The sequence below is a fragment of the Pinisolibacter sp. DMC19 genome (assembly GCF_056313985.1).
Genome location: NZ_JBQUZF010000003.1, coordinates 396,620 through 414,365 on the forward strand (window position 1 = coordinate 396,620; position 17,746 = coordinate 414,365).

General features: G+C 70.4%; 14 protein-coding genes. 7 read left to right on the forward strand and 7 right to left on the reverse strand.

All coding sequences use genetic code 11. The features are described from left to right. Nucleotides 1–25 precede the first annotated feature (25 nt). Together ACT53U_RS09975 and ACT53U_RS09980 are read right to left on the reverse strand one after the other, a co-directional pair. Nucleotides 26–472, reverse strand: a complete 447-nt coding sequence (locus ACT53U_RS09975; protein WP_476154631.1) for a hypothetical protein — start codon at nt 470–472, stop codon at nt 26–28. A 138-nt stretch (nt 473–610) separates the two neighbouring features. Then, on the reverse strand, nt 611–1,549 hold the full coding sequence (locus ACT53U_RS09980; protein ID WP_476154633.1) for a methyltransferase domain-containing protein: 939 nt from the start codon (nt 1,547–1,549) through the stop codon (nt 611–613). Nucleotides 1,550–1,688: 139 nt separating this feature from the next. Here ACT53U_RS09980 and ACT53U_RS09985 point away from each other — a divergent pair, with 139 nt between their 5' ends. Together ACT53U_RS09985 and ACT53U_RS09990 are read left to right on the forward strand one after the other, a co-directional pair. After that, the gene (locus ACT53U_RS09985; protein ID WP_476154635.1) at nt 1,689–1,967 is read left to right on the forward strand and encodes a DUF6460 domain-containing protein; all 279 of its coding nucleotides are present in this window, start codon (nt 1,689–1,691) and stop codon (nt 1,965–1,967) included. Further along, nucleotides 1,964–3,322: an MATE family efflux transporter gene (locus ACT53U_RS09990; RefSeq protein ID WP_476154637.1), complete on the forward strand. Its 1,359-nt coding sequence runs from the start codon at nt 1,964–1,966 to the stop codon at nt 3,320–3,322. The genes ACT53U_RS09985 and ACT53U_RS09990 overlap by 4 nt, the downstream gene beginning before the upstream one ends. On the opposite strand, the gene ACT53U_RS09995 is transcribed toward ACT53U_RS09990, so the two are convergent. Further along, nucleotides 3,294–7,082 (reverse strand): peptidoglycan-binding protein, encoded by a 3,789-nt coding sequence (locus ACT53U_RS09995; RefSeq protein ID WP_476154639.1) that lies wholly within the window; start codon nt 7,080–7,082, stop codon nt 3,294–3,296. The genes ACT53U_RS09990 and ACT53U_RS09995 overlap by 29 nt on opposite strands. 412 nt (nt 7,083–7,494) lie before the next feature. Between ACT53U_RS09995 and ACT53U_RS10000 the strand changes: the two genes are divergently transcribed. Further along, the gene (locus tag ACT53U_RS10000; protein WP_476154641.1) at nt 7,495–7,932 is read left to right on the forward strand and encodes a MerR family transcriptional regulator; all 438 of its coding nucleotides are present in this window, start codon (nt 7,495–7,497) and stop codon (nt 7,930–7,932) included. 54 nt (nt 7,933–7,986) lie between these two features. Here the strand turns inward: ACT53U_RS10000 and ACT53U_RS10005 are convergent, their stop codons facing one another. Further along, entirely contained in the window at nt 7,987–8,646 is a 660-nt protein-coding gene (locus tag ACT53U_RS10005; RefSeq protein ID WP_476154643.1) for an invasion associated locus B family protein, read from the reverse strand. A gap of 189 nt (nt 8,647–8,835) precedes the next feature. On the opposite strand from ACT53U_RS10005, the gene ACT53U_RS10010 reads away from it, so the two are divergent. Beyond that, on the forward strand, nt 8,836–9,318 hold the full coding sequence (locus ACT53U_RS10010; RefSeq protein ID WP_476154645.1) for a secondary thiamine-phosphate synthase enzyme YjbQ: 483 nt from the start codon (nt 8,836–8,838) through the stop codon (nt 9,316–9,318). On the opposite strand, the gene pip is transcribed toward ACT53U_RS10010, so the two are convergent. Then, complete coding sequence (gene pip / locus ACT53U_RS10015) at nt 9,299–10,267, reverse strand: prolyl aminopeptidase (RefSeq protein ID WP_476155053.1); 969 nt, start codon at nt 10,265–10,267, stop codon at nt 9,299–9,301. The genes ACT53U_RS10010 and pip overlap by 20 nt on opposite strands. Nucleotides 10,268–10,621: 354 nt before the next feature. On the opposite strand from pip, the gene ACT53U_RS10020 reads away from it, so the two are divergent. Next, nucleotides 10,622–11,290 carry a response regulator transcription factor gene (locus ACT53U_RS10020; RefSeq protein ID WP_476134951.1) on the forward strand — a complete coding sequence of 223 codons (669 nt, stop codon included), beginning with the start codon at nt 10,622–10,624 and terminating at the stop codon, nt 11,288–11,290. 65 nt (nt 11,291–11,355) lie between these two features. Here ACT53U_RS10020 and ACT53U_RS10025 read toward each other — a convergent pair whose 3' ends face one another. Then, nucleotides 11,356–12,120, reverse strand: a complete 765-nt coding sequence (locus ACT53U_RS10025) for an SDR family oxidoreductase (protein ID WP_476154647.1) — start codon at nt 12,118–12,120, stop codon at nt 11,356–11,358. 34 nt (nt 12,121–12,154) lie between these two features. Further along, nucleotides 12,155–15,682: a hybrid sensor histidine kinase/response regulator gene (locus tag ACT53U_RS10030; RefSeq protein ID WP_476154649.1), complete on the reverse strand. Its 3,528-nt coding sequence runs from the start codon at nt 15,680–15,682 to the stop codon at nt 12,155–12,157. A gap of 242 nt (nt 15,683–15,924) precedes the next feature. Between ACT53U_RS10030 and mscL the strand changes: the two genes are divergently transcribed. Both mscL and ACT53U_RS10040 read left to right on the forward strand, forming a co-directional pair. Next, nucleotides 15,925–16,350 carry a large conductance mechanosensitive channel protein MscL gene (gene mscL / locus ACT53U_RS10035; protein WP_476154651.1) on the forward strand — a complete coding sequence of 142 codons (426 nt, stop codon included), beginning with the start codon at nt 15,925–15,927 and terminating at the stop codon, nt 16,348–16,350. A 123-nt stretch (nt 16,351–16,473) separates the two neighbouring features. Beyond that, the gene (locus tag ACT53U_RS10040; RefSeq protein ID WP_476154653.1) at nt 16,474–17,667 is read left to right on the forward strand and encodes a pyridoxal phosphate-dependent aminotransferase; all 1,194 of its coding nucleotides are present in this window, start codon (nt 16,474–16,476) and stop codon (nt 17,665–17,667) included. The last annotated feature ends 79 nt before the right edge of the window (nt 17,668–17,746 follow it).

Consider the following 17,746-nt stretch of genomic DNA (forward strand, 5'->3'; position numbering starts at 1 on the left):
CGTCGCGTCGGAGGAGCGGGGGATCTCACTGCTGCCACAGCGGTCGGTTGCCGGACGACGAGGACGCCGGGGGGCGGCTCGACGGCACGAAGGCCGGCTGACCCTGCGGCGGTCCGCCCGACTGCTGCGGCGGGGGCGGGGGCGGTGCGTGACGCGGCGGCGGCGGCGGACCTGCCTGCGGCGGAGGCGGCGGCGGGGGCGCCGTGTGCTGCCAACGCGGCGGCGGGTTGTAGCCGTAGCGCGGCGGGGGCGGCGGCGGGGCGTAACGCGGCGGCGGCGGAGCCCAACCGTACTGACGCGGCGGGTTGCGCACGACGTAGGTGTCTTCGTAGACGTAACGCGGCGATCTCACGTAGGTTTCGCGATAGCCGGACTCGTAGTAGGTGCCGTCGTCTTCGGTCGTCTGGCAGCCGGCCAAACCCAGCGCCGAGAGCGAAGAGGCGAGCACCAGGGCGATGGACAGCGGTTTCATCGGTCGATCCGTTCCTTCTCGTCGTCGGGGTCGCGCTTCGCGCCCGTCTCGATCGACGTTGGCCGGATCATGCATCGGACGAGATGCATGGAGGCTGAGTGCGTCGTTCAGCCGCCGTTCATCTCGCCGCCCAGGTGATCACGACTTCGTGAACACACCCAGAAGACCCGCCACCTCGGCATCGCGGTCGCGCCTCAGCACTGTCTCTTCGAGCGTGAGGGCCGTCAATCCGACCCTCGTCGCGGTGTCTTCGACATGCCGGCGGCCATGGCCGTAGCGCAGGCTGTCGCGCAGCACCACCTCCGTGCCCTCGCCGGCCTTCTCGACCGAGAAGGCGAAGAGCCCGCCGGGGACGAGAACCCGGGCGACGGCCGCGAAGACGGCGCCGAGATCGCCGAGGTAGCAGAAGACGTCGGCGGCGGTGACGAGGTCGACGGAGCCGGCCGCCCGGCGGCCGAGTTCGGCGTCGAGCCCGTCGACGACGAGGCTTCGGTAGAGCCCGCTCGCCCGCGCCACCTCGATCATCGCCGGCGAGAGATCGACACCGTCGAGCGCGGCGACGCGGGCCCCGAGCGCCCGCGCCATCAACCCGGTGCCGCAGCCGAGATCGAGCCCCTCGGCGAAGACCCGGCCGGGCGCGGCTGCCGCGATCGCCGCCGCCAGCCGTTCCGGCGTCCTGTAGCCGAGCCTGCCGACGAGGCTCGCCTCGAAACGCGGCGCATAGCCGTCGAAGAGATCGCGGACATGGGCGGCGGGCGGTGCGTCGGGGGCGGGGCGGGCGCCGAGCCGGGCGAGGCGCAGCACGGCGCCGCAGCGGTCCTCGGGATCGAGCGCCGTCGCCCGTTCCCACGCGCCGATCGCCCCGTCGCGGTCGCCGGCCGCCTCGCGGAACTCGCCGAGCACGAACCAGCCGACCGCCCAGCCGGGCACCCGCTCCAGCGCCTGTTCCATCAGTTCGGCCGCGGCCTGCGGCTCGCCGGCGGCGGCATAGCCGCGGGCATGGTCGAGCCGCCGGTCGGCGACGTCGTCGCCCGAGAGGAGAGAGGCGGAGCGGGAGGCGAAGGTCGGTTCGGTCATCGCGAGGGTCCGGCGTCGGGGCCTTGGTGATGGGGGCAAACCGGCCTCGCGATCAAGCCCTTTCGCCGCTTCGCCTCGACCGCGCCCCCATCGCGTGCTAGAGCCGAGGGACGTCCGCTTCCCGCCCGCGAGGATCTCGATGGCCACCGATCTGACCCGCTTTACCACCGGCTCGCCGCTGCGCACGGTCCTCTGGCTGGTGTTTCTGTCGATCGTCGTCGGCTTCGTGCTGGAGACCATCGGCCTCGATCCGGTGACCTTCGTCGGCCGGCTGATCGGCAACATCGACCGCTTCTTCGACTGGGTGCTGCACATGGGCACCGAGACGATCATGCGCATGCTGCGCTATCTCGTCTGGGGCGCCGTGCTGGTGGTGCCGGTCTGGCTGATCCTGCGCCTGACCGGGCGGACGAAGTGAGCGCGGCGCGCCGGCCGCTCTCCTTCTCCGACGTCCTCTCGATCGCCGTGCCGATGACGCTCGGCCATCTCTCCACGCCGCTCGTCGGCGTGGTGGCGATCGGCGTCGTCGGGCGCACCGGCGATGCCGCCGCCGTCGGCGGCGTGGCGCTCGGCGCGATCGTCTGCGATCTCGTCTTCTCGCTGTTCTACTTCCTGCGCGCCGGCACGACCGGCCTCGCCGCCCGCGCCACCGGCGCCGGCGACGTCGCCGAGTTGCGCGCCGTGCTGGTGCGCGCGCTCGCCGTGGCGTTGGTCTTCGGCACCGCCATCGCACTGCTCTCGGGCACGATCGTCGATCTCGGCATGGCGATCGTCGGCGGCGAGCCGGCGGTGCGCGAGGCGACGCGGGCCTATGCCGGCGTCCGCCTGTGGTCGGCGCCGGCGATCCTCTTCGGTCAGGCGGTCTTCGGCTGGTACCTCGGCCGCGGCCGTGCCGGCATCGGCCTCCTGCTGCAGACCGTCCTCAACGCCACCAACATCGCCCTCGCCCTGATCCTCGTCGGCCGCTTCGACATGGGGCCGCAGGGGGCGGCGATCGCCGGCGTCGTCGCCGAGATCGTCGCGAGCCTGCTCGGGGCGGCGCTGGTCACCGGCGAATGGCGCCGCGGGGTCCGTCCCGACCGCGCCCGGATCTTCGATCGCGCCGCCTTCTCAGGCCTCGTCGCGGTCAATCGCGACATCATGATCCGCACCTTCGTGCTCATCGCCGCCTTCACCTTCTTCTCGCGCCAGAGCGCGGCGCAGGGAGCGGTGGTGCTGGCGGCCAACGCGGTGCTGGAGAAGTTCTTCCTGACGACCGCCTATTTCCTCGACGGCTTCGCTGCCGCCGCCGAGACCTTCGTCGGCCGGGCGGTCGGTGCGCGCGACCGGGTGGGCTTCGACCGCGCCCTGTGGCTGACCTCGGCCGGCGGTGCGGCGCTGGCGATCGTCGCCGCTCTCGTCGTGTTCCTGGCGGGTTCCGCGGCGATCGATCTGATGAGTGCCGACGTTCAGGTCGCCGCGACGGCGCGCCAGTACCTCGTCTGGGCGGCGGTGACGCCGCTCGCCGGTGTGCTCGCCTTCGAGATGGACGGGGTCTTCATCGGCGCCGGCTGGACGCGCGACATGGCGGCGATGATGGTCGCCTCGCTGGTCGTCTTCTTCGCGCTGTGGGCGGTGCTCTTCCCCGCCTACGGCAATCACGGCCTGTGGGCGGCCTTCGTCGCCTTCCTGTCGGTGCGCGGGCTGACGCTCGCCGCAGTGGTGCGGCACCGGGTCCGCGCCGCACTGGGCGGCGCGGGGCGCGTCAGAGCTGGCGGCCCGACAGCGCCTTGAGCAGCGCCGCGTCCGCTTCGCCGGTCTGCGGCAGGCCGGCCTTCTTCTGATAGGTGCGGATCGCCGTCTTGGTGCCGGGGCCGGCGTCGCCGTCGATCGCGCCGTTGTAGAAGCCGAGCGTCTTCAGAAGAAGCTGCGCCTGACGGACCATGTCGGCCTGCGTCGCGGGGCTCGAAGGCGCCGCCGCCGAGGCGGGATCCGCCCAGCCGCGCGTCTCCTCGTTGGCGGCGCGGTCGATCGTCCGCTGCACCCAGGTCTGCACCGCCATGCGGCCGGCGGCGAGATTGACCTTGTCGAGATGGGCGGCGACCTCGTTCTGCTTCTTCTCGGCCTCCGCGTCGCCCTGACGGGCGGCGAGCGCGAACCACTTGTAGGAGACGGCGAGGTCCTGCTTCACGCCCGAACCCAGGGCATGGATGATGCCGAGGTTGAACTGGCTGTCGCGCAGGCCGTAGTCGGCCGCCTTCTGGAACCACGGCACGGCCTTCGCCATGTCGCGGGTGTTGGCGTAGAGCACGCCGAGATTGTGCATCGAGCGGACGTTGCCCTGCTCGGCGGCGGCGGTGTACCAGGCTCGCGCCTTCTCCGCGTCGCGGGTGACGCCGAGGCCCTTCTCGTAGGCCACCGCGAGCCGATACTGCGCCGGCGCCAGACCCTTCTCGGCGGCGACGGTGTACCACGTGACGGCCTTGGCCAGGTCGGCGGGAACCGTCTTGCCTTCGGCGAAGCGCAGCGCGACCTCGAGGGCTGCACGGGCATCGCCGCTCGTCGCGGCACGGCGCAGCGTCTCCGGTCCGATCTGCTCGGGCAGGGCGGCATCGACGATGGCCGGATGCGACGGTTCTTCGGTCGGCGCCGCCGAGGTGGCGGCCGACGACGGGATCGATCCGGTGGTGACCGGCTCGCCGGCCAGCGGCACGCCCTGGACCGCGCTGGTGCGTTGCGGCACCGAGCCCTTGTCGGCCTCGGCCGGCGTCCTGGCCGACCCGTCGGTCGCCAGCGGCATCGAGAAGCCCGGGGCCGCCTCGGCGGTCGGCGCCTTCGACAGCAGCGAACCGTCGACCGGGGGCACGTCGCGCTGGGCGACGGTCGAATGGGCCTCGGGCGCGGTCTGCTCGATCCGGCTGCCGGCGTCGGCGGTCTGCTCGGGCGCCGGCTTGCGGCCGGGCATCACCTGCAGCGTCAGGATGGTGAGCACCAGCGCCGCGGTGGCGAGCACCAGCGGCCGGCGACGGGTCTTGAGCACCCGGCCGATCCGCGACAGCGCGCCGCCCTCGTCGGCCGTCGCCGGGGTCGGCGTGCGGTCGTCGGGCGTCACGGTCGGTGCGGCGGCGGCCGTCGAGGCGGCGACCTGCGCGGCACGGCGGGCGGCGGCGATGAACTCGGCCTTGCGCGCCGTCGCCGGATTGGGCTCGTCCGGATTGGCCTGGGCGCGCGCCTCCGACGGCATCAGCGGCCGCGGCGTCGGCTTGCCGGACCCCGGCTCGAGCGGACGGTTGTCGTCCGCCCCGGCGCCGGCGGCGAGCATCTCGCGGGCCCGGGCGATCGGATTGGAGGCCGGACGCGCGGCGGCCGGGCGGACGTCCTCTTCGGTGATCGCCGGTTCGGCGAGGGGCGCCGCTGTCGGCATGCGCACAGGCTGGGCCGGCGCGGGGGCGGCCTGATGGGCGGCGCGCGGCGGCGCCTGGACGGCCGGCTGCGGCGCGGCCTCCGGAGCGGTGCCACGCGGGGTGGCCTCCGGCGCGGGAGAACCGCCGCGCTGGGCGGCGGCGTTGCGGGCCGACCCTTGCGCGATCTTCTCGATGGCGGCGAGGCGGCCGACGATGCCGGTCAGCGCGTCGTGCAGCGAGACGAGCGTACCGTTGGTGCGGTCCTCGGTCTCGCGGGCGGCGTCCTTGAGGGCGCGCAGGTCGCCCTTGAGTGCGTCGAGGGCGGCGGCCGGCACGCCGTCGCCGCGGGTGTCGGCGAGTTCGCGCACCATCTCGCGCGCCGCTTCGCGGGCGGCGACGACGGAATCGACGTGGGTCGTCTCGATCCGGTCGGCTAGCGCGACGATGTGGTTCTCGATCGACGACAGATCCGGCACGCGGCTCTGGGTCGCCTCGATCTGGCGCGAGATCTGGCCGAGCTGCTCCTCGATCTGCGACAGCGTCTCGTCGTCGCCTTCGTGCGTGGTCGAACGGTCGAGCCGCTCGGCGAGCAGGCGCATCTGCGCCTCGAGGTCGTCGGTCTGACGCGGCGTGGCGAGTTCGCGGCGCATGGCGGCGATCTCGCGGGTCAGATTCTCCACCTCGGCGGTGGCGTCGGCGGCGGCCGGCGGGCGCCGGTCGAGCCGGTCGATGATCTGGTCGAGCCGCGCGTCGAGCTTCTCGTTCTCGGCCGGACGGGCGGCATCGGCGATCGCCGCGTCGAGCCGCGCCACCGCGGCCTCGAGCGCACGCACCGTGCGGCGGCCCTCGTCGGGATCGGGAATGCGCTCCAGCCGGCCGGAGAGCTCGGCGATGCGGTCGTGGATGCGGTCGGTGTCCTCGAAGGACGGCCGGCGCTTCTCGAATTCGGCGATGCGCTCGCCGATGTCGGCGATGCGGGCCTCGATGGTGCGCAGCTCGTCGGCGGCACGGTTGCCGGCCGCCAGCGTGCGCAGCTCCTCGAGCATCTTGACGACGCGGTCGCCCGACGCCGGCACCTTGGTCGAGCGCTCGAGCGCATCGAGCTTGTCGGTCACCGCCTTCAGGCGCTGGTCGAGCGAGACGACCACCTTGCCCGGATCGAAGCTCTCGATCTGGGTGCGGAGATCGGAGAGGCGGCGCTCGATCTGCTGGGCGTAGGGGTTCTCGTCGCGGGCGGCGAGGCGTTCGAACTTGTCGGTCAGCCGGTCGAGATTGCGCTCGAGCGCCGTCATGTGGTCGGCCTGCGGCACCGCCGAGAGCAGGCTGCGGATCTCGGAAATGTCGGCGCCGTCGCGCGGCGTGCCGAGGCCGCGCTCGAGCCCGTCGAGCCGGTCGACGATCTGCCCGTAGCCCGCCTCGAGGCTCTTCAGCGAACCCTCGACGTTGGACTGCAGCACCACGTCGCGCAGCCGCCCGAGTTCGGTCGCCAGCGATTCGATCTCCTCGCCGTCCGGCCGTGCCTCGGCCAGACGGTCGATCTTGGCGGCGAGCCGGCGGATCTCGCCGGAGACGTCGGCGCCTTCGCCGGCGCGGCTCTCGAGGAAGGCGCGCAGCGCGCGGATCTCGGAGACGACGAGGGCGGATTCGTCGCGACGCGGTCGCGGCGCCGGGTCGAGGGCGGCACGGCCGCGGGGAGCGGCGCGCAGGTCGTCGAGATCATCGTCGAGCAGAGCCGCGGCACGGCCGCGCGGACGGTCGTCGGAGAGGTCGCGGACGCGGCGGTCGATGGCTTCCAGCGTGTCGAGGATGTGGCCGGCGTCGCCTTCGCGGCGGGTCCCGCGCGACCGCGACGCGCCCGACAGGCGGTCGACGGTGGCGGCGATCTCGTCGAGCTGGGCTTCGGCGGAGGCGGTGCGGTCGAGACGGGAAGCGGTACGATCGGCGGTCGGGCGGCGCATGCGGTCGCCGAGCGCATCGAGACGGCGGTCGAGCGCGCCGAGGCCCGCTCCGGTGGGTTCGGCGGTGCGTCCGCGACGCGGGCCGTCCTGCAGCGCCTGCACGAGCTCACCGACCGAGAGACCCGATCGCCGAGCCGCATCCAAGACGCGCTGTCGGGCTTCGTCTTCGAACCCGCGTCCGCTGCGAGACATGTCCTACCTCCGCCGGCAGAAGCTCGTCCGGTCGGCAATTCCCGGAAATCGAGGGGTCGAGGAACCGTCCACGCGGTCCGCCGACTCGGACGATCATCCGACCGGAGCTTCGACGACAGATTTTTCGAACAGGGTAAACAAGTCGTTAAGGCAGGGCTCGGGAAGTGAGAGAATCGTAATCTTCGTCGATGTTTCCTTGATGTTGCGGGTTCGCGGCACCTCGGCTGACGGCGACGTGGTCTTTCTCCGTCCCGACCGTGAAGAGTCGATCGCTAAGATTGCCGTCGTCGCGGCAAGCCGACGTTCACGTGCCGTCGGTTGACTGGTCTGGCCCGTGGTCGACGCGGGTCCGCGCCGGCCCGCGCCCGGCGACGCGAACCCACCACATGCCCCCGGATGGACCCGCTGCACGATGGACGTTGCCGACGATCTCGCCTCGCTGCTCGCCGACACCCCCGACGGTACCGATCGCCTCTGGTCGATCGGCGATCTCGCCCACCGTTGCGACGTGACCCTGCGCGCGCTGCGCTTCTACGAGGCCAAGGGCCTGCTCGAGCCGGTGCGCGAACGCCAGACGCGGCGCTATCGCGCCGAGGACGTGCGTCGGCTGCAGATCGTCGTCGCCGCCAAGCGGATCGGCTTCGGTCTCGCCGAGATCCACGCCATGCTCGACCTGCGACGGCGCGCGCCCCTCGACGCCCGGCTCGCCGACCTCGGCAGACGTCTCGCTCTCAGGCAGCGCGAGACGCTGGAGGCACGCGCCGAGACCGAGCGGACGCTCGAGCGGATCGCGCTGGAACTCGCCGCGCTCGACCGCGCGTCGTCCGGCGGCGGGGTCGCCGGGGCATGAAAAAAGACGGGCTTCCGAGGAAGCCCGTCCGGTTCGTGTCGATCGGCTGAGGGCTCACTTGCCCTGGGACGCCTTGCGCTGCTGCTCGCGCAGCTGCTCCTCGATCGACTTCTGCTTGTCCTGGATCTCGGCGTTGATCGCCTCTTCGCGCTTCTTCAGAGCCGCCTCGTCCAGCGGCTTGCCCTCGTTCGCCGCCTTGAAGGTGGCGAGCGGGAAGGTGAAGACCACCGGGTTGGAGGCCTGACCCTGCGCCGTGATGGTGATGGTCGAGCCGGACTTGAGCGTGGTCACGAAGGCCTCGTTCGACACCATCTGCGCGACGCAGCCGTCGGGCGCACACATGCCGTACTTGGCGTCTTCCGCCTTGTTCTGGTCGACCTGGACCTTGAGGCCCGGCTGCAGCAGCAGGCCGGTCGGCAGGATCATCTCGACCACCTTGCGAGCCTCGCCGCCGACTTCGACGACCGCGACCGAGGCCAGGAACTGGCCGCCGCTGGTGCGCAGGTCGTAGGCGGTCTTGCAGAACTCGCGCTTGGCCTTGTCGTCGTTGCGGCAGACCTTGATCCAGCTGTCGGCGGCGGAGGCCTTGGCGGCCTGTGCCTGGGCCGACGAGGCGCCGAGGACCGTCGCCAAGGCGACCGCGGCGAGCGTCGCGACGCCGGAAAGCGGGGCGCGAACGGCGTTCGCTGCGAAATTCGCGACAATGGCGGACATCGTCATTCCCGTTTCTTGAAGGTAATTCGGAAGCGTGGAGCGTGACGACGTCATAGCCTTCCCTCGGGCCCGGTTCAATGGGAGAGAGGGCGGATCGCGCGTCTTCGCGGGAAACGGTCGTGCCGCTTCATTGCGGCGAGACGGTGACCCGATCGACACGACCTTCGACGCGGACGGGGAGAAGAGACGATGGCGACCATTCGGCACGGCACCGAGGCGACCGGCGCGGCGCTGTTCCAGGCGACGGCGCGGCTGTCGGTGGCGACCCGCGGTCGGTCGCTCACCGACGTCGGCGACGACCTCGCCGGCTGGCTCGACGCCATCGGCGCCGACGACGGACTGCTGACGATCTTTCTGCGCCACACTTCGGCGTCGCTGACCGTCCAGGAGAACGCCTCGCCCGAGGTCCTGCCCGATCTCGTCGTCGCCCTCGACCGCCTCGCCCCGCGCGGCCACCACTGGCGCCATGCCCTCGAGGGCGACGACGACATGCCGGCCCACGTCAAGACGACGCTGACCGGCGTGTCGCTCGCCGTTCCCGTCCGCGTCGGGCGGATGGAGCTCGGCACCTGGCAGACGATCTATGTGATGGAGCACCGCGACCGCGGTTCGACCCGCGAGGCGGCGCTCCATTTTCTCGGCACGCGGGCACTCACGCCGGGCGGTGCTTGAAGGCCTCCGAGGCTGCGACCATCTCGGCGACCAGCCCCGGTTCGGTGACGGCGTGGCCGCCGTCGTCGATGATCCGGAGGTCCACCTCCGGCCAGGCCTTCTTGAGGTCCCAGGCGTTGAACATCGGCGTACACATGTCGTAGCGGCCGTGGACGATCACCGCCGGGATGTGGCGGATGCGGTGGACGTCGCGCAGCAGCTGGTCCTCGACCTCGAAGAAGCCGCCGTTCATGAAGAAGTGGCACTCGATTCGCGCGAAGGCGAGGGCGAAGCTGTCGCCGCCGAAGGCCGCCGCACGCTCGGGATCGGGCAGGAGCGACAGGGTCGAGCCCTCCCAGGTCGCCCAGCGCCGCGCCGCCTCGAGCCGCAGCGCCTCGCCCGGCCCGGTCAGGCGGCGGTGATAGGCGGCGATCAGGTCGTGCTGCTCGTGCCGCGGGATCAGATCACGGAAGGGCTCGAAGAGGTCGGGGAAGATCAGGCTCGCGCCCTCCTGGTAGAACCACAGGAGTTCCTTGCGCCGCAGCATGAAGATGCCGCGCAGGATGATCTCGCTGACCCGCTCCGGGTGGGTCTCGGCATAGGCGAGCGCCAGCGTCGAGCCCCACGAACCGCCGTAGACCTGCCAGCGCTCGATGCCGAGATGCTCGCGGATGCGCTCGATGTCGGCGACGAGGTCCCAGGTGGTGTTCTCGGCGAGTTCGGCATGCGGCGTCGACTGTCCGCAGCCGCGCTGGTCGAAGGCGACGATGCGATAGACGGCCGGATCGTGCAGCCGGCGCATGGTCGGCGTGATGCCGCCACCGGGGCCGCCGTGCAGGCAGATCACCGGCTTTCCGGCCGGATTTCCGCTTTCTTCCCAATAGATCTCGTGCAGGTCGGAGACCTTCAGGCGGCCGCTGCGATGCGGCGCGATGTCGGGAAAGAGGGCGTGGCGGCGGGGTGACGCGATGTCGTTCACGGTGGGCTCCGATGCGGACGGGTGGGCGAAAGCTGCGAGAGTATCGCAGGTACGCCCGCTGACCAGCCCGTCATCGCAAGGCGGCTCGGCGCTCGATGCGGGGCAAGAAAATTCCAATTTGCAAGAAATCGACGGAATTCGCCAATTTTGCCCTAGTAATGAAGCTTATTCGGCCTCATCCTTTCGGATGACGCTTGCGAAGTTGCGTTGCGGGATCGATAATTCACTCGTCGGCGTCCAGCCGACCGCGACCGGCGCGATTGGGGGATCGTCGCCGACCCGTCGCCGCACGAAAATCCGCGAGTCCGCTCGGGGCGCGCCGGACGAACCTAAAGGAGAAGGGGATTGGCCACCAATCCGGGTTATCGGTTCGTGATCGCGGATGATCATCCGCTCTTTCGCGGTGCATTGCGTCAGACGCTCGAGAGCCTCTTCGAGGGCGTCGTGATCGCCGAGGCGGGATCGCTCGAGGCCGTCTCCAAGATTCTCGAGGAGGGCGAGGAAGTCGATCTCGTATTGCTCGATCTGAACATGCCCGGCGTGCGCGGCTTCTCCGGCCTGATGTATCTGCGTGCCCAGTTCCCGGCGGTTCCGGTGGTGGTGGTCTCCGCCAACGAAGATCCGGGGACGATCCGGCGCTGCATGGAATTCGGTGCCGCCGGCTTCGTGCCGAAGTCGCTCGGTACCGATTCGATCCGCGAGGCGCTGTCGACCGTGATGAACGGCGACGTCTGGACCCCCGCCGACATCGATCTCTCGGCGGTTCCCGTCGACGACACCGCCAAGCTGGTGCAGCGCCTGTCGACGCTGACGCCGCAGCAGGTGCGTGTGCTGATGATGCTGTCGGAAGGCCTGCTCAACAAGCAGATCGCCTACGAGCTCGGCGTCTCCGAGGCGACCGTCAAGGCGCACGTCTCGGCGATCCTGCAGAAGCTCGGCGTCGAGAGCCGCACCCAGGCGGTCATCGCGGCCTCCAAGATCGAAGCCGGTCAGTGGAGTTCCGTCGGGGTGTGAACCCCGCCGCGGTCGAAGCCGACGAGACACGAGGCGACGCCGGTGGCGTCGCCTTTTTCTTGGCCTCACCCCCGCCCGACGAAGGGCATCTTGGTCGCCATCACCGTCATGAACAGGATGTTGGAGCCCGGCGGCAGGCTCGCCATGTGGACGACGGCGCGGCCGACGTCGGCGACCTCCATCCGCGGTTCGGCCCTGACCGACCCGTCGGCCTGCGGCACGCCGAGGGTCATCCGGTCCGTCATCTCGGTCGCCGCGTTGCCGATGTCGATCTGGCCGCAGGCGATGTCGAAGGGCCGCCCGTCGAGCGCGATCGAGCGGGTGAGGCCGGTGACGGCGTGTTTGGTCGCGGTATAGGGCACAGAGTTCGGTCGCGGCGCATGGGCCGAGATCGAACCGTTGTTGACGATCCGCCCGCCCTGCGGCACCTGACGCTTCATCAGCCGGAAGGCGGCGCGCGTCACGTTGAAGACGCCGGTCAGGTTGACCGCCACCGTCGCCGCCCAGTCGGCGTCGCTCAGTTCGTCGATCGGGATGGCGCCGGTGCCGCGCCCGGCGTTGTTGAAGACGAAGTCGATCCGCCCGAAGCGCGCCTCGATCGTCGCGAACAGTGCCTCGACCGCGGCGGAATTGCCGACGTCCGCCGGCACCGCCAGCGCCCGGCCGCCCGCCGCCTCGATCAGCCTCGCCGTCTCCTCGAGCGGTTCGACGCGGCGCCCGGTCAGCACGAGCGTCCAGCCGTCGGCGGCGAGCGCGAGCGCCGACGCCCGCCCGATGCCGCTGCCGGCCCCGGTGACGAGCGCGATGCGGGAGGCGGGGGCGTCTGTCATCGGGGATCTCCGGATCGTCGGGTCGGTGGTCTCGTCACTCCGCAGCGGCGGACTTGGCGCTGCGCCACTGGGTGAGGACGGCGCGCAGCGCCGCCGGCTTCACCGGCTTGTTCAGCACGGTGATCGACTTCTCGGTCGCCTCCTCGCGCACCTGCGGGCCGCGATCGGCGGTGATCAGCGCCGCCGGCAGGTCGGAGCCGAAGCGCCAGCGCAGCTGCACCACGGCGTCGATCCCGTTGCCGTCGTCGAGGTGATAGTCGACGAAGAGGATGTCCGGCCCCTGGCCGGTCTCCTTGACCAGATTGGCCAGCTGCTCGGAGGCGTCCTTCTGGTCGCGCGCCTTGACGACCTTGACGCCCCAGCCGACCAGCAGCGCCTCCATGCCGTCGAGGATGGTCTCCTCGTTGTCGAGGCAGAGCACGGTCATGCCGTCGAACTTGGCGGCGGTCGGCCGCGGCGTGCCGTCGGTCGGCGCGACGTTGGGCATGGCGGCCGCCGTCGGCACCTCGACGTGGAAGCGCGAGCCCTTGCCGGGCTCCGAGGTCAGCCCGATCGGATGCGCCAGCACCCGCGAGATGCGCTCGACGATCGACAGGCCGAGGCCGAGGCCGCGGGCGATCTTGGCGCCCTGATCGAGCCGCTGGAACTCCTGGAAGATCACCTTCTGCTGATCGGGCGAGATGCCGAGGCCGGTGTCGAGCACTTCCACCGCCAGTCGCCCGCGCCGCCGCCGCACACCGACCAGCACGCTGCCGCGCGGCGTGTACTTGATGGCGTTGGAGATCAGGTTCTGGATCAGGCGTCGCAGCAGCCGCCGGTCCGAACGCACCCACAGCGAACACGGCAGCACGTGGAAGCGCAGGCCGCGGTCGCGGGCGATCGGCTCGAACTCGATGGTCAGCGGCTTCAGGATCTCGTCGATGCGGAAGACGGTGAACTCGGGCTTGAGCGCGCCGGCGTCGAGCCGCGAGATGTCGAGCAGCGCGCCGAGGATCTCTTCGACCGCGTCGAGCGACTGGTCGATGTTGACCGCGTGGGTGGCGAGCGGCGAATGCTCGGTCTTCTCCACCAGCGACGTCGCATAGAGCCGCGCCGCGTTGAGCGGCTGGAGAATGTCGTGACCGGCGGCGGCGAGGAAGCGTGTCTTGCCGATGTTGGCCTCGTCGGCCTCCGCCTTGGCGCGCGACAGTTCGCCGTTGAGGCGGGTCAGCTCCTCGGTGCGCTCGCGCACGCGCCGCTCCAGCGTCTCGTTGGCCCGCGCCAGTGCCTCGGCCGAGGAGACGCGTTCGGTGATGTCGGTCCAGGTCGTCACGATGCCGCCGTCCGGCATCGGCGAGGTGCGAACCTCGATCACCGCGTCGGTCGAGGCGAGGCGCTCGTGATAGGTCTCCATCCGCCGGACGAGGCGATCCATGCGGTCCTTGATGATCCGCTCGGGATTGCCGGGGCCGAACTCGCCGTGCTCGGAGCGGTCGCGGATGATCGCCTGCAGCGACACGCCGACCTGGGCGAAGCCCGGCGGCAGGTCGAGGATCTGGCGGAACTGACGGTTCCAGCAGATGAGGCCGAGCTCGCGATCGAACACCGAGATGCCCTGGCCGACCTGATCGAGCGCGATCTGGAGGAGGTCGCGGTTGTACTGGATGGCGGCGGAGGCGTCGTCGAGCAGCTTCATCGCCGCCTTGGTCGACGGGTCGCGCCGCTTGACCAGCAGGGAGAGCACCAGCCGCGACGAGGCCGCGCCGATCGCCGAGGCGAGCAGCTGCTCGGCGAAGCGCAGCAGATGCAGGTCGGCCGGCCGATCGCCGGTCAGCAGCATCGAATGCGACCGCCCGAACTCGCCGAAGGCGCGCCGGGTGCGCTCCTCGCCGAGATAGCGGGCGACGGTGGAGATCAGGTCGTCGACCGTGACGGCGGTGCGCCAGCGCCGCAGCGCCGGGGCGGGGGCGAAGTCGGACGGCACGAAGACGTTGGCCTGGAGGCGCTCGATCGGCTCCGGCGGCCGCATCATCGAGATCGACACGAAGGCGGCGGTGTTGAAGGCGAGGCTCCAGAACACGCCGTGCGAGAGCGGGTCGAAGGCGAGGGTGAACAGCGCCTGCGGCCTCAGGAACCAGAAGCCGAACGGCCCGTTGAGCAGGAACGACGTCGTGCCGTAGCCGGCCTCGACGAAGGTCGGCAGCGCCAGCGTGTAGATCCACACGACGAAGCCGACGACGATGCCGGCAATGGCGCCGCGCGCCGTGCCGCGCCGCCAGAACAGCGCGCCGAAGAAGGCGGGGGCGAACTGGGCGATCGCCGCGAAGGCGAGGAGACCGATCTCCGCCAGCGCCGACGCGTCGGCGACCAGCCGCAGATAGAGATAGGCGAGCGCCAGCACCACGACGATGGCGATGCGCCGCACGATCAGCAGCGTCCGCATCATGTCGGGCTGGTCGCGGCCGTCGCGGCCGGCCCATTTGACCAGCACCGGCGCCACGAGCTCGTTGCAGATCATGATCGACAGCGCCACCGAGGCGACGATCACCATGGCGGTGGCGGACGACAGGCCGCCGACGAAGGCGAAGAGCGTCACCCAGTCGGCCCCGGCGTCGAGCGGCAGGCGCAGCACGAAGGTGTCGGCGTCGATGGCGGTGCCGTAGCGGGAGAGGCCGCCCAGCGCGATCGGCACGACGAAGACGTTGATGGCGACGAGATAGAGCGGGAACAGCCAGCGGGCGCGCTTGAGTTCGGCCGGCGTGTGGTTCTCGACCACGGCGACATGGAACATCCGCGGCAGCATCAGGATCGCGAAGAACGACAGCGTCGTCATGACGATCCAGTTGCCGCCCGACAGATTGCCCGACAGCACGTGCGCCCCGACCGGATTGTCGACGATCGAGGCCATCAGGTCGCTCGGCCCGTCGAACAGCACGAAGGTGACGTAGATGCCGACCAGCGACAGGGCGAAGAGCTTGACCACCGATTCCGCCGCGATCGCCAGCATCAGCCCCTGCTGATGCTCCGTGGCGTCGATGTGGCGGGTACCGAACAGACAGGCGAAGGCGGCCATAGCGGCGGCGACGCCGAGCGGCACGTCGGGTCGGAACTGCGACGGTGCGAGGCCGAAATCGATGTGGTGGACGAGCGTCGTCACCGAGGTCGACACCGCCTTCAGCTGCAGCGCGATGTAGGGGACGATACCGACCAGTGCGATCACCGTGACGACGGCGGCGAGCCTCTGGTTCTTGCCGTAGCGGGCGGCGATGAAGTCGGCGATCGAGGTGATGCGTTCGGCCTTGGCCAGCCGGATCATCCGCTCGAGGATGCCGTAGCCGAACAGGTAGAGCAGGATCGGCCCGATGTAGATGGTCAGGAAGTCGAGGCCTTTGAGCGCGGCCTGACCGACCGATCCGAAGAAGGTCCACGAGGTGCAGTAGACGCCGAGCGACAGCGCGTAGATCGTCGGCCGGCCGATCGTCGGCGACACGCGTCCGAGGCGGCGGTCACCCCAGTGGGCGATGCCGAACAGCGCTCCGATGTAGGCGATGGCGACGACGAGGACGAGCCATCCGTGGATCATGGTTCGGCGGCCTTCTTCTCGATGTCGCGCGGGCCTTCGCGAACGGACATGACTTCATAGCCCCGACGAAAGGCGTATGTCCACCATGGCGAGCATGCGCGCACCCTCCATCCACCCACATCCGGGTCCATCCGGATGAGCCCGACGCGATTCGCTTGGATGACGTAGCGGAAGAGGCGGTGTCGCGATAGAGAGAAGCCCATGCCGCCGTCGCGCGACGGCGGCCGACGAGGAGACGGCCCATGCTCGAGGAATTCAAGAAGTTCGCCCTGCGCGGCAACGTCGTCGATCTGGCGATCGGCGTGGTGATCGGCGCCGCCTTCTCCAAGATCGTCGACAGTCTCGTCGCCGACGTCATCATGCCGGTGGTCGGCGCGGTGACCGGCGGGCTCGACTTCTCCAACAAGTTCGTGCTGTTCAAGGCGCTGACCGGCTCGGCCGAGGCGCCCGCCACCTATGCTGCCGCCAAGGCGGTCGGCGCGACGCTCGGCTGGGGCCAGTTCGTCACCGTGACGCTCAACTTCCTGATCGTCGCCTTCGTCCTGTTCCTCGTCGTCAAGGCGATGAACACGCTGAAGAAGAAGGAAGAGGAAGCCCCGGTGCCGGCCCCCGAGCCGACCCGCTCGGAGCTGCTCCTGGAAGAGATCCGCGATCTCCTGAAGAAGTGACGCGGCAGCGACGATCGCGCGCGATCCATCAGAATCGTCGATCGATCGTGTCACGGCTTTTCATGCCCCGACGGACGCGAAGCGGCTAGACTGACCGCTTCGCATCCTCGGAGCCGTCTCTTCATGACCACGTCGCCCGCCGATCTCCTCGTCTCCCTCCGGCCCGAAGCCCTCGCGGCGCCGCCCTCCGGCATCGTCGAGGTGATGAACTACGGCCGCACGCGTGAGGGGATGATCCCGCTGTGGGCGGGCGAGGGCGATCTGCCGACGCCGGACTTCGTCTGTGCCGCCGCCGCCCGTTCGCTCGCCGCCGGCGAGACCTTCTACACCTGGCAGCGCGGCATCCCCGAACTGCGCGCCGCGCTCGCCGCCTATCACGGCCGGCTCTACGGCGGGACCTTCTCGCCCGAGCGCTTCTTCGTCACGGCGTCCGGCATGCAGGCGATCCAGATCGCGCTGACCGCGCTCGCCGGCCAGGGCGACGAGGTGATCGTGCCGACCCCGGCCTGGCCCAACTTCGCCGCCGCCGCGGGCCTGCGCGGCGCGAAGGTCGTCGAGGTCGCCATGACCTTCGGCAACGCCGGCTGGGTGCTCGACGTCGAGCAACTCGCCGCCGCGGTGACGCCGGCGACCAAGGTGATCTTCCTCAATTCGCCGTGCAATCCGACCGGCTGGACCGCGACCCGCGACGAACTCGCCGCGATCCTCGATCTCGCCCGCCGTCACGGCCTGTGGATCGTCGCCGACGAGGTCTACGGCCGCTTCGTCTGGGACGGCTCGGCGCGGGCGCCCTCCTTCCACGACGTCGCCGGCCCCGACGACCGGGTGGTCTTCGTCAACACCTTCTCGAAGAACTGGGCGATGACCGGCTGGCGCGTCGGTTGGATCGAGGCGCCGCCTGCGCTCGGCGACGTGCTCGAGAACCTGATCCAGTACTCGACCTCCGGCGTCGCCGTCTTCGTCCAGCGCGCCGCCGTCGCCGCCCTCGAACAGGGCGAGGACTTCCTCGCCTTCCAGATCGGGCGCATCCGCGACAGCCGCCGCATCCTCGTCGACACGCTCGCCGCCACCGGCCGGGTGCGGCTCTCGCCGCCGGTCGGTGCCTTCTATCTGTTCTTCGGCGTCGAGGGCTGGAACGAGACCGGACGGCTCGGTCTCACCCTCGTCGACGAGGCCAACGTCGGCCTCGCGCCCGGCACCGCCTTCGGTCCGGCGGGCGAGGGGTTCCTCCGTCTGTGCTTCGCCCGCGGCCCGGCGAGCATCACGGAAGCGGCCGGGCGTCTCGCCGAATGGCTCCATCGTCCCCGCGGGGCTTGAGAATCATACGGATTTTGTCTGATATGGAAGTTGCTCCGGGCAGACCGGAGCAGCAAAGGTATGTAAATACCGCAAATCA

Excerpts from the sequence above, each read along its gene's own strand:
- ACT53U_RS09975 (WP_476154631.1), bottom strand. The coding sequence starts at position 472 with ATGAAACCGCTGTCCATCGCCCTGGTGCTCGCCTCTTCGCTCTCGGCG.
- ACT53U_RS09980 (WP_476154633.1), bottom strand. The coding sequence starts at position 1,549 with ATGACCGAACCGACCTTCGCCTCCCGCTCCGCCTCTCTCCTCTCGGGC.
- ACT53U_RS09985 (WP_476154635.1), top strand. The coding sequence starts at position 1,689 with ATGGCCACCGATCTGACCCGCTTTACCACCGGCTCGCCGCTGCGCACG.
- ACT53U_RS09995 (WP_476154639.1), bottom strand. The coding sequence starts at position 7,082 with ATGTCTCGCAGCGGACGCGGGTTCGAAGACGAAGCCCGACAGCGCGTC.
- ACT53U_RS10000 (WP_476154641.1), top strand. The coding sequence starts at position 7,495 with ATGGACGTTGCCGACGATCTCGCCTCGCTGCTCGCCGACACCCCCGAC.
- ACT53U_RS10005 (WP_476154643.1), bottom strand. The coding sequence starts at position 8,646 with ATGTCCGCCATTGTCGCGAATTTCGCAGCGAACGCCGTTCGCGCCCCG.
- ACT53U_RS10010 (WP_476154645.1), top strand. The coding sequence starts at position 8,836 with ATGGCGACCATTCGGCACGGCACCGAGGCGACCGGCGCGGCGCTGTTC.
- ACT53U_RS10025 (WP_476154647.1), bottom strand. The coding sequence starts at position 12,120 with ATGACAGACGCCCCCGCCTCCCGCATCGCGCTCGTCACCGGGGCCGGC.
- ACT53U_RS10030 (WP_476154649.1), bottom strand. The coding sequence starts at position 15,682 with ATGATCCACGGATGGCTCGTCCTCGTCGTCGCCATCGCCTACATCGGA.
- mscL (WP_476154651.1), top strand. The coding sequence starts at position 15,925 with ATGCTCGAGGAATTCAAGAAGTTCGCCCTGCGCGGCAACGTCGTCGAT.
- ACT53U_RS10040 (WP_476154653.1), top strand. The coding sequence starts at position 16,474 with ATGACCACGTCGCCCGCCGATCTCCTCGTCTCCCTCCGGCCCGAAGCC.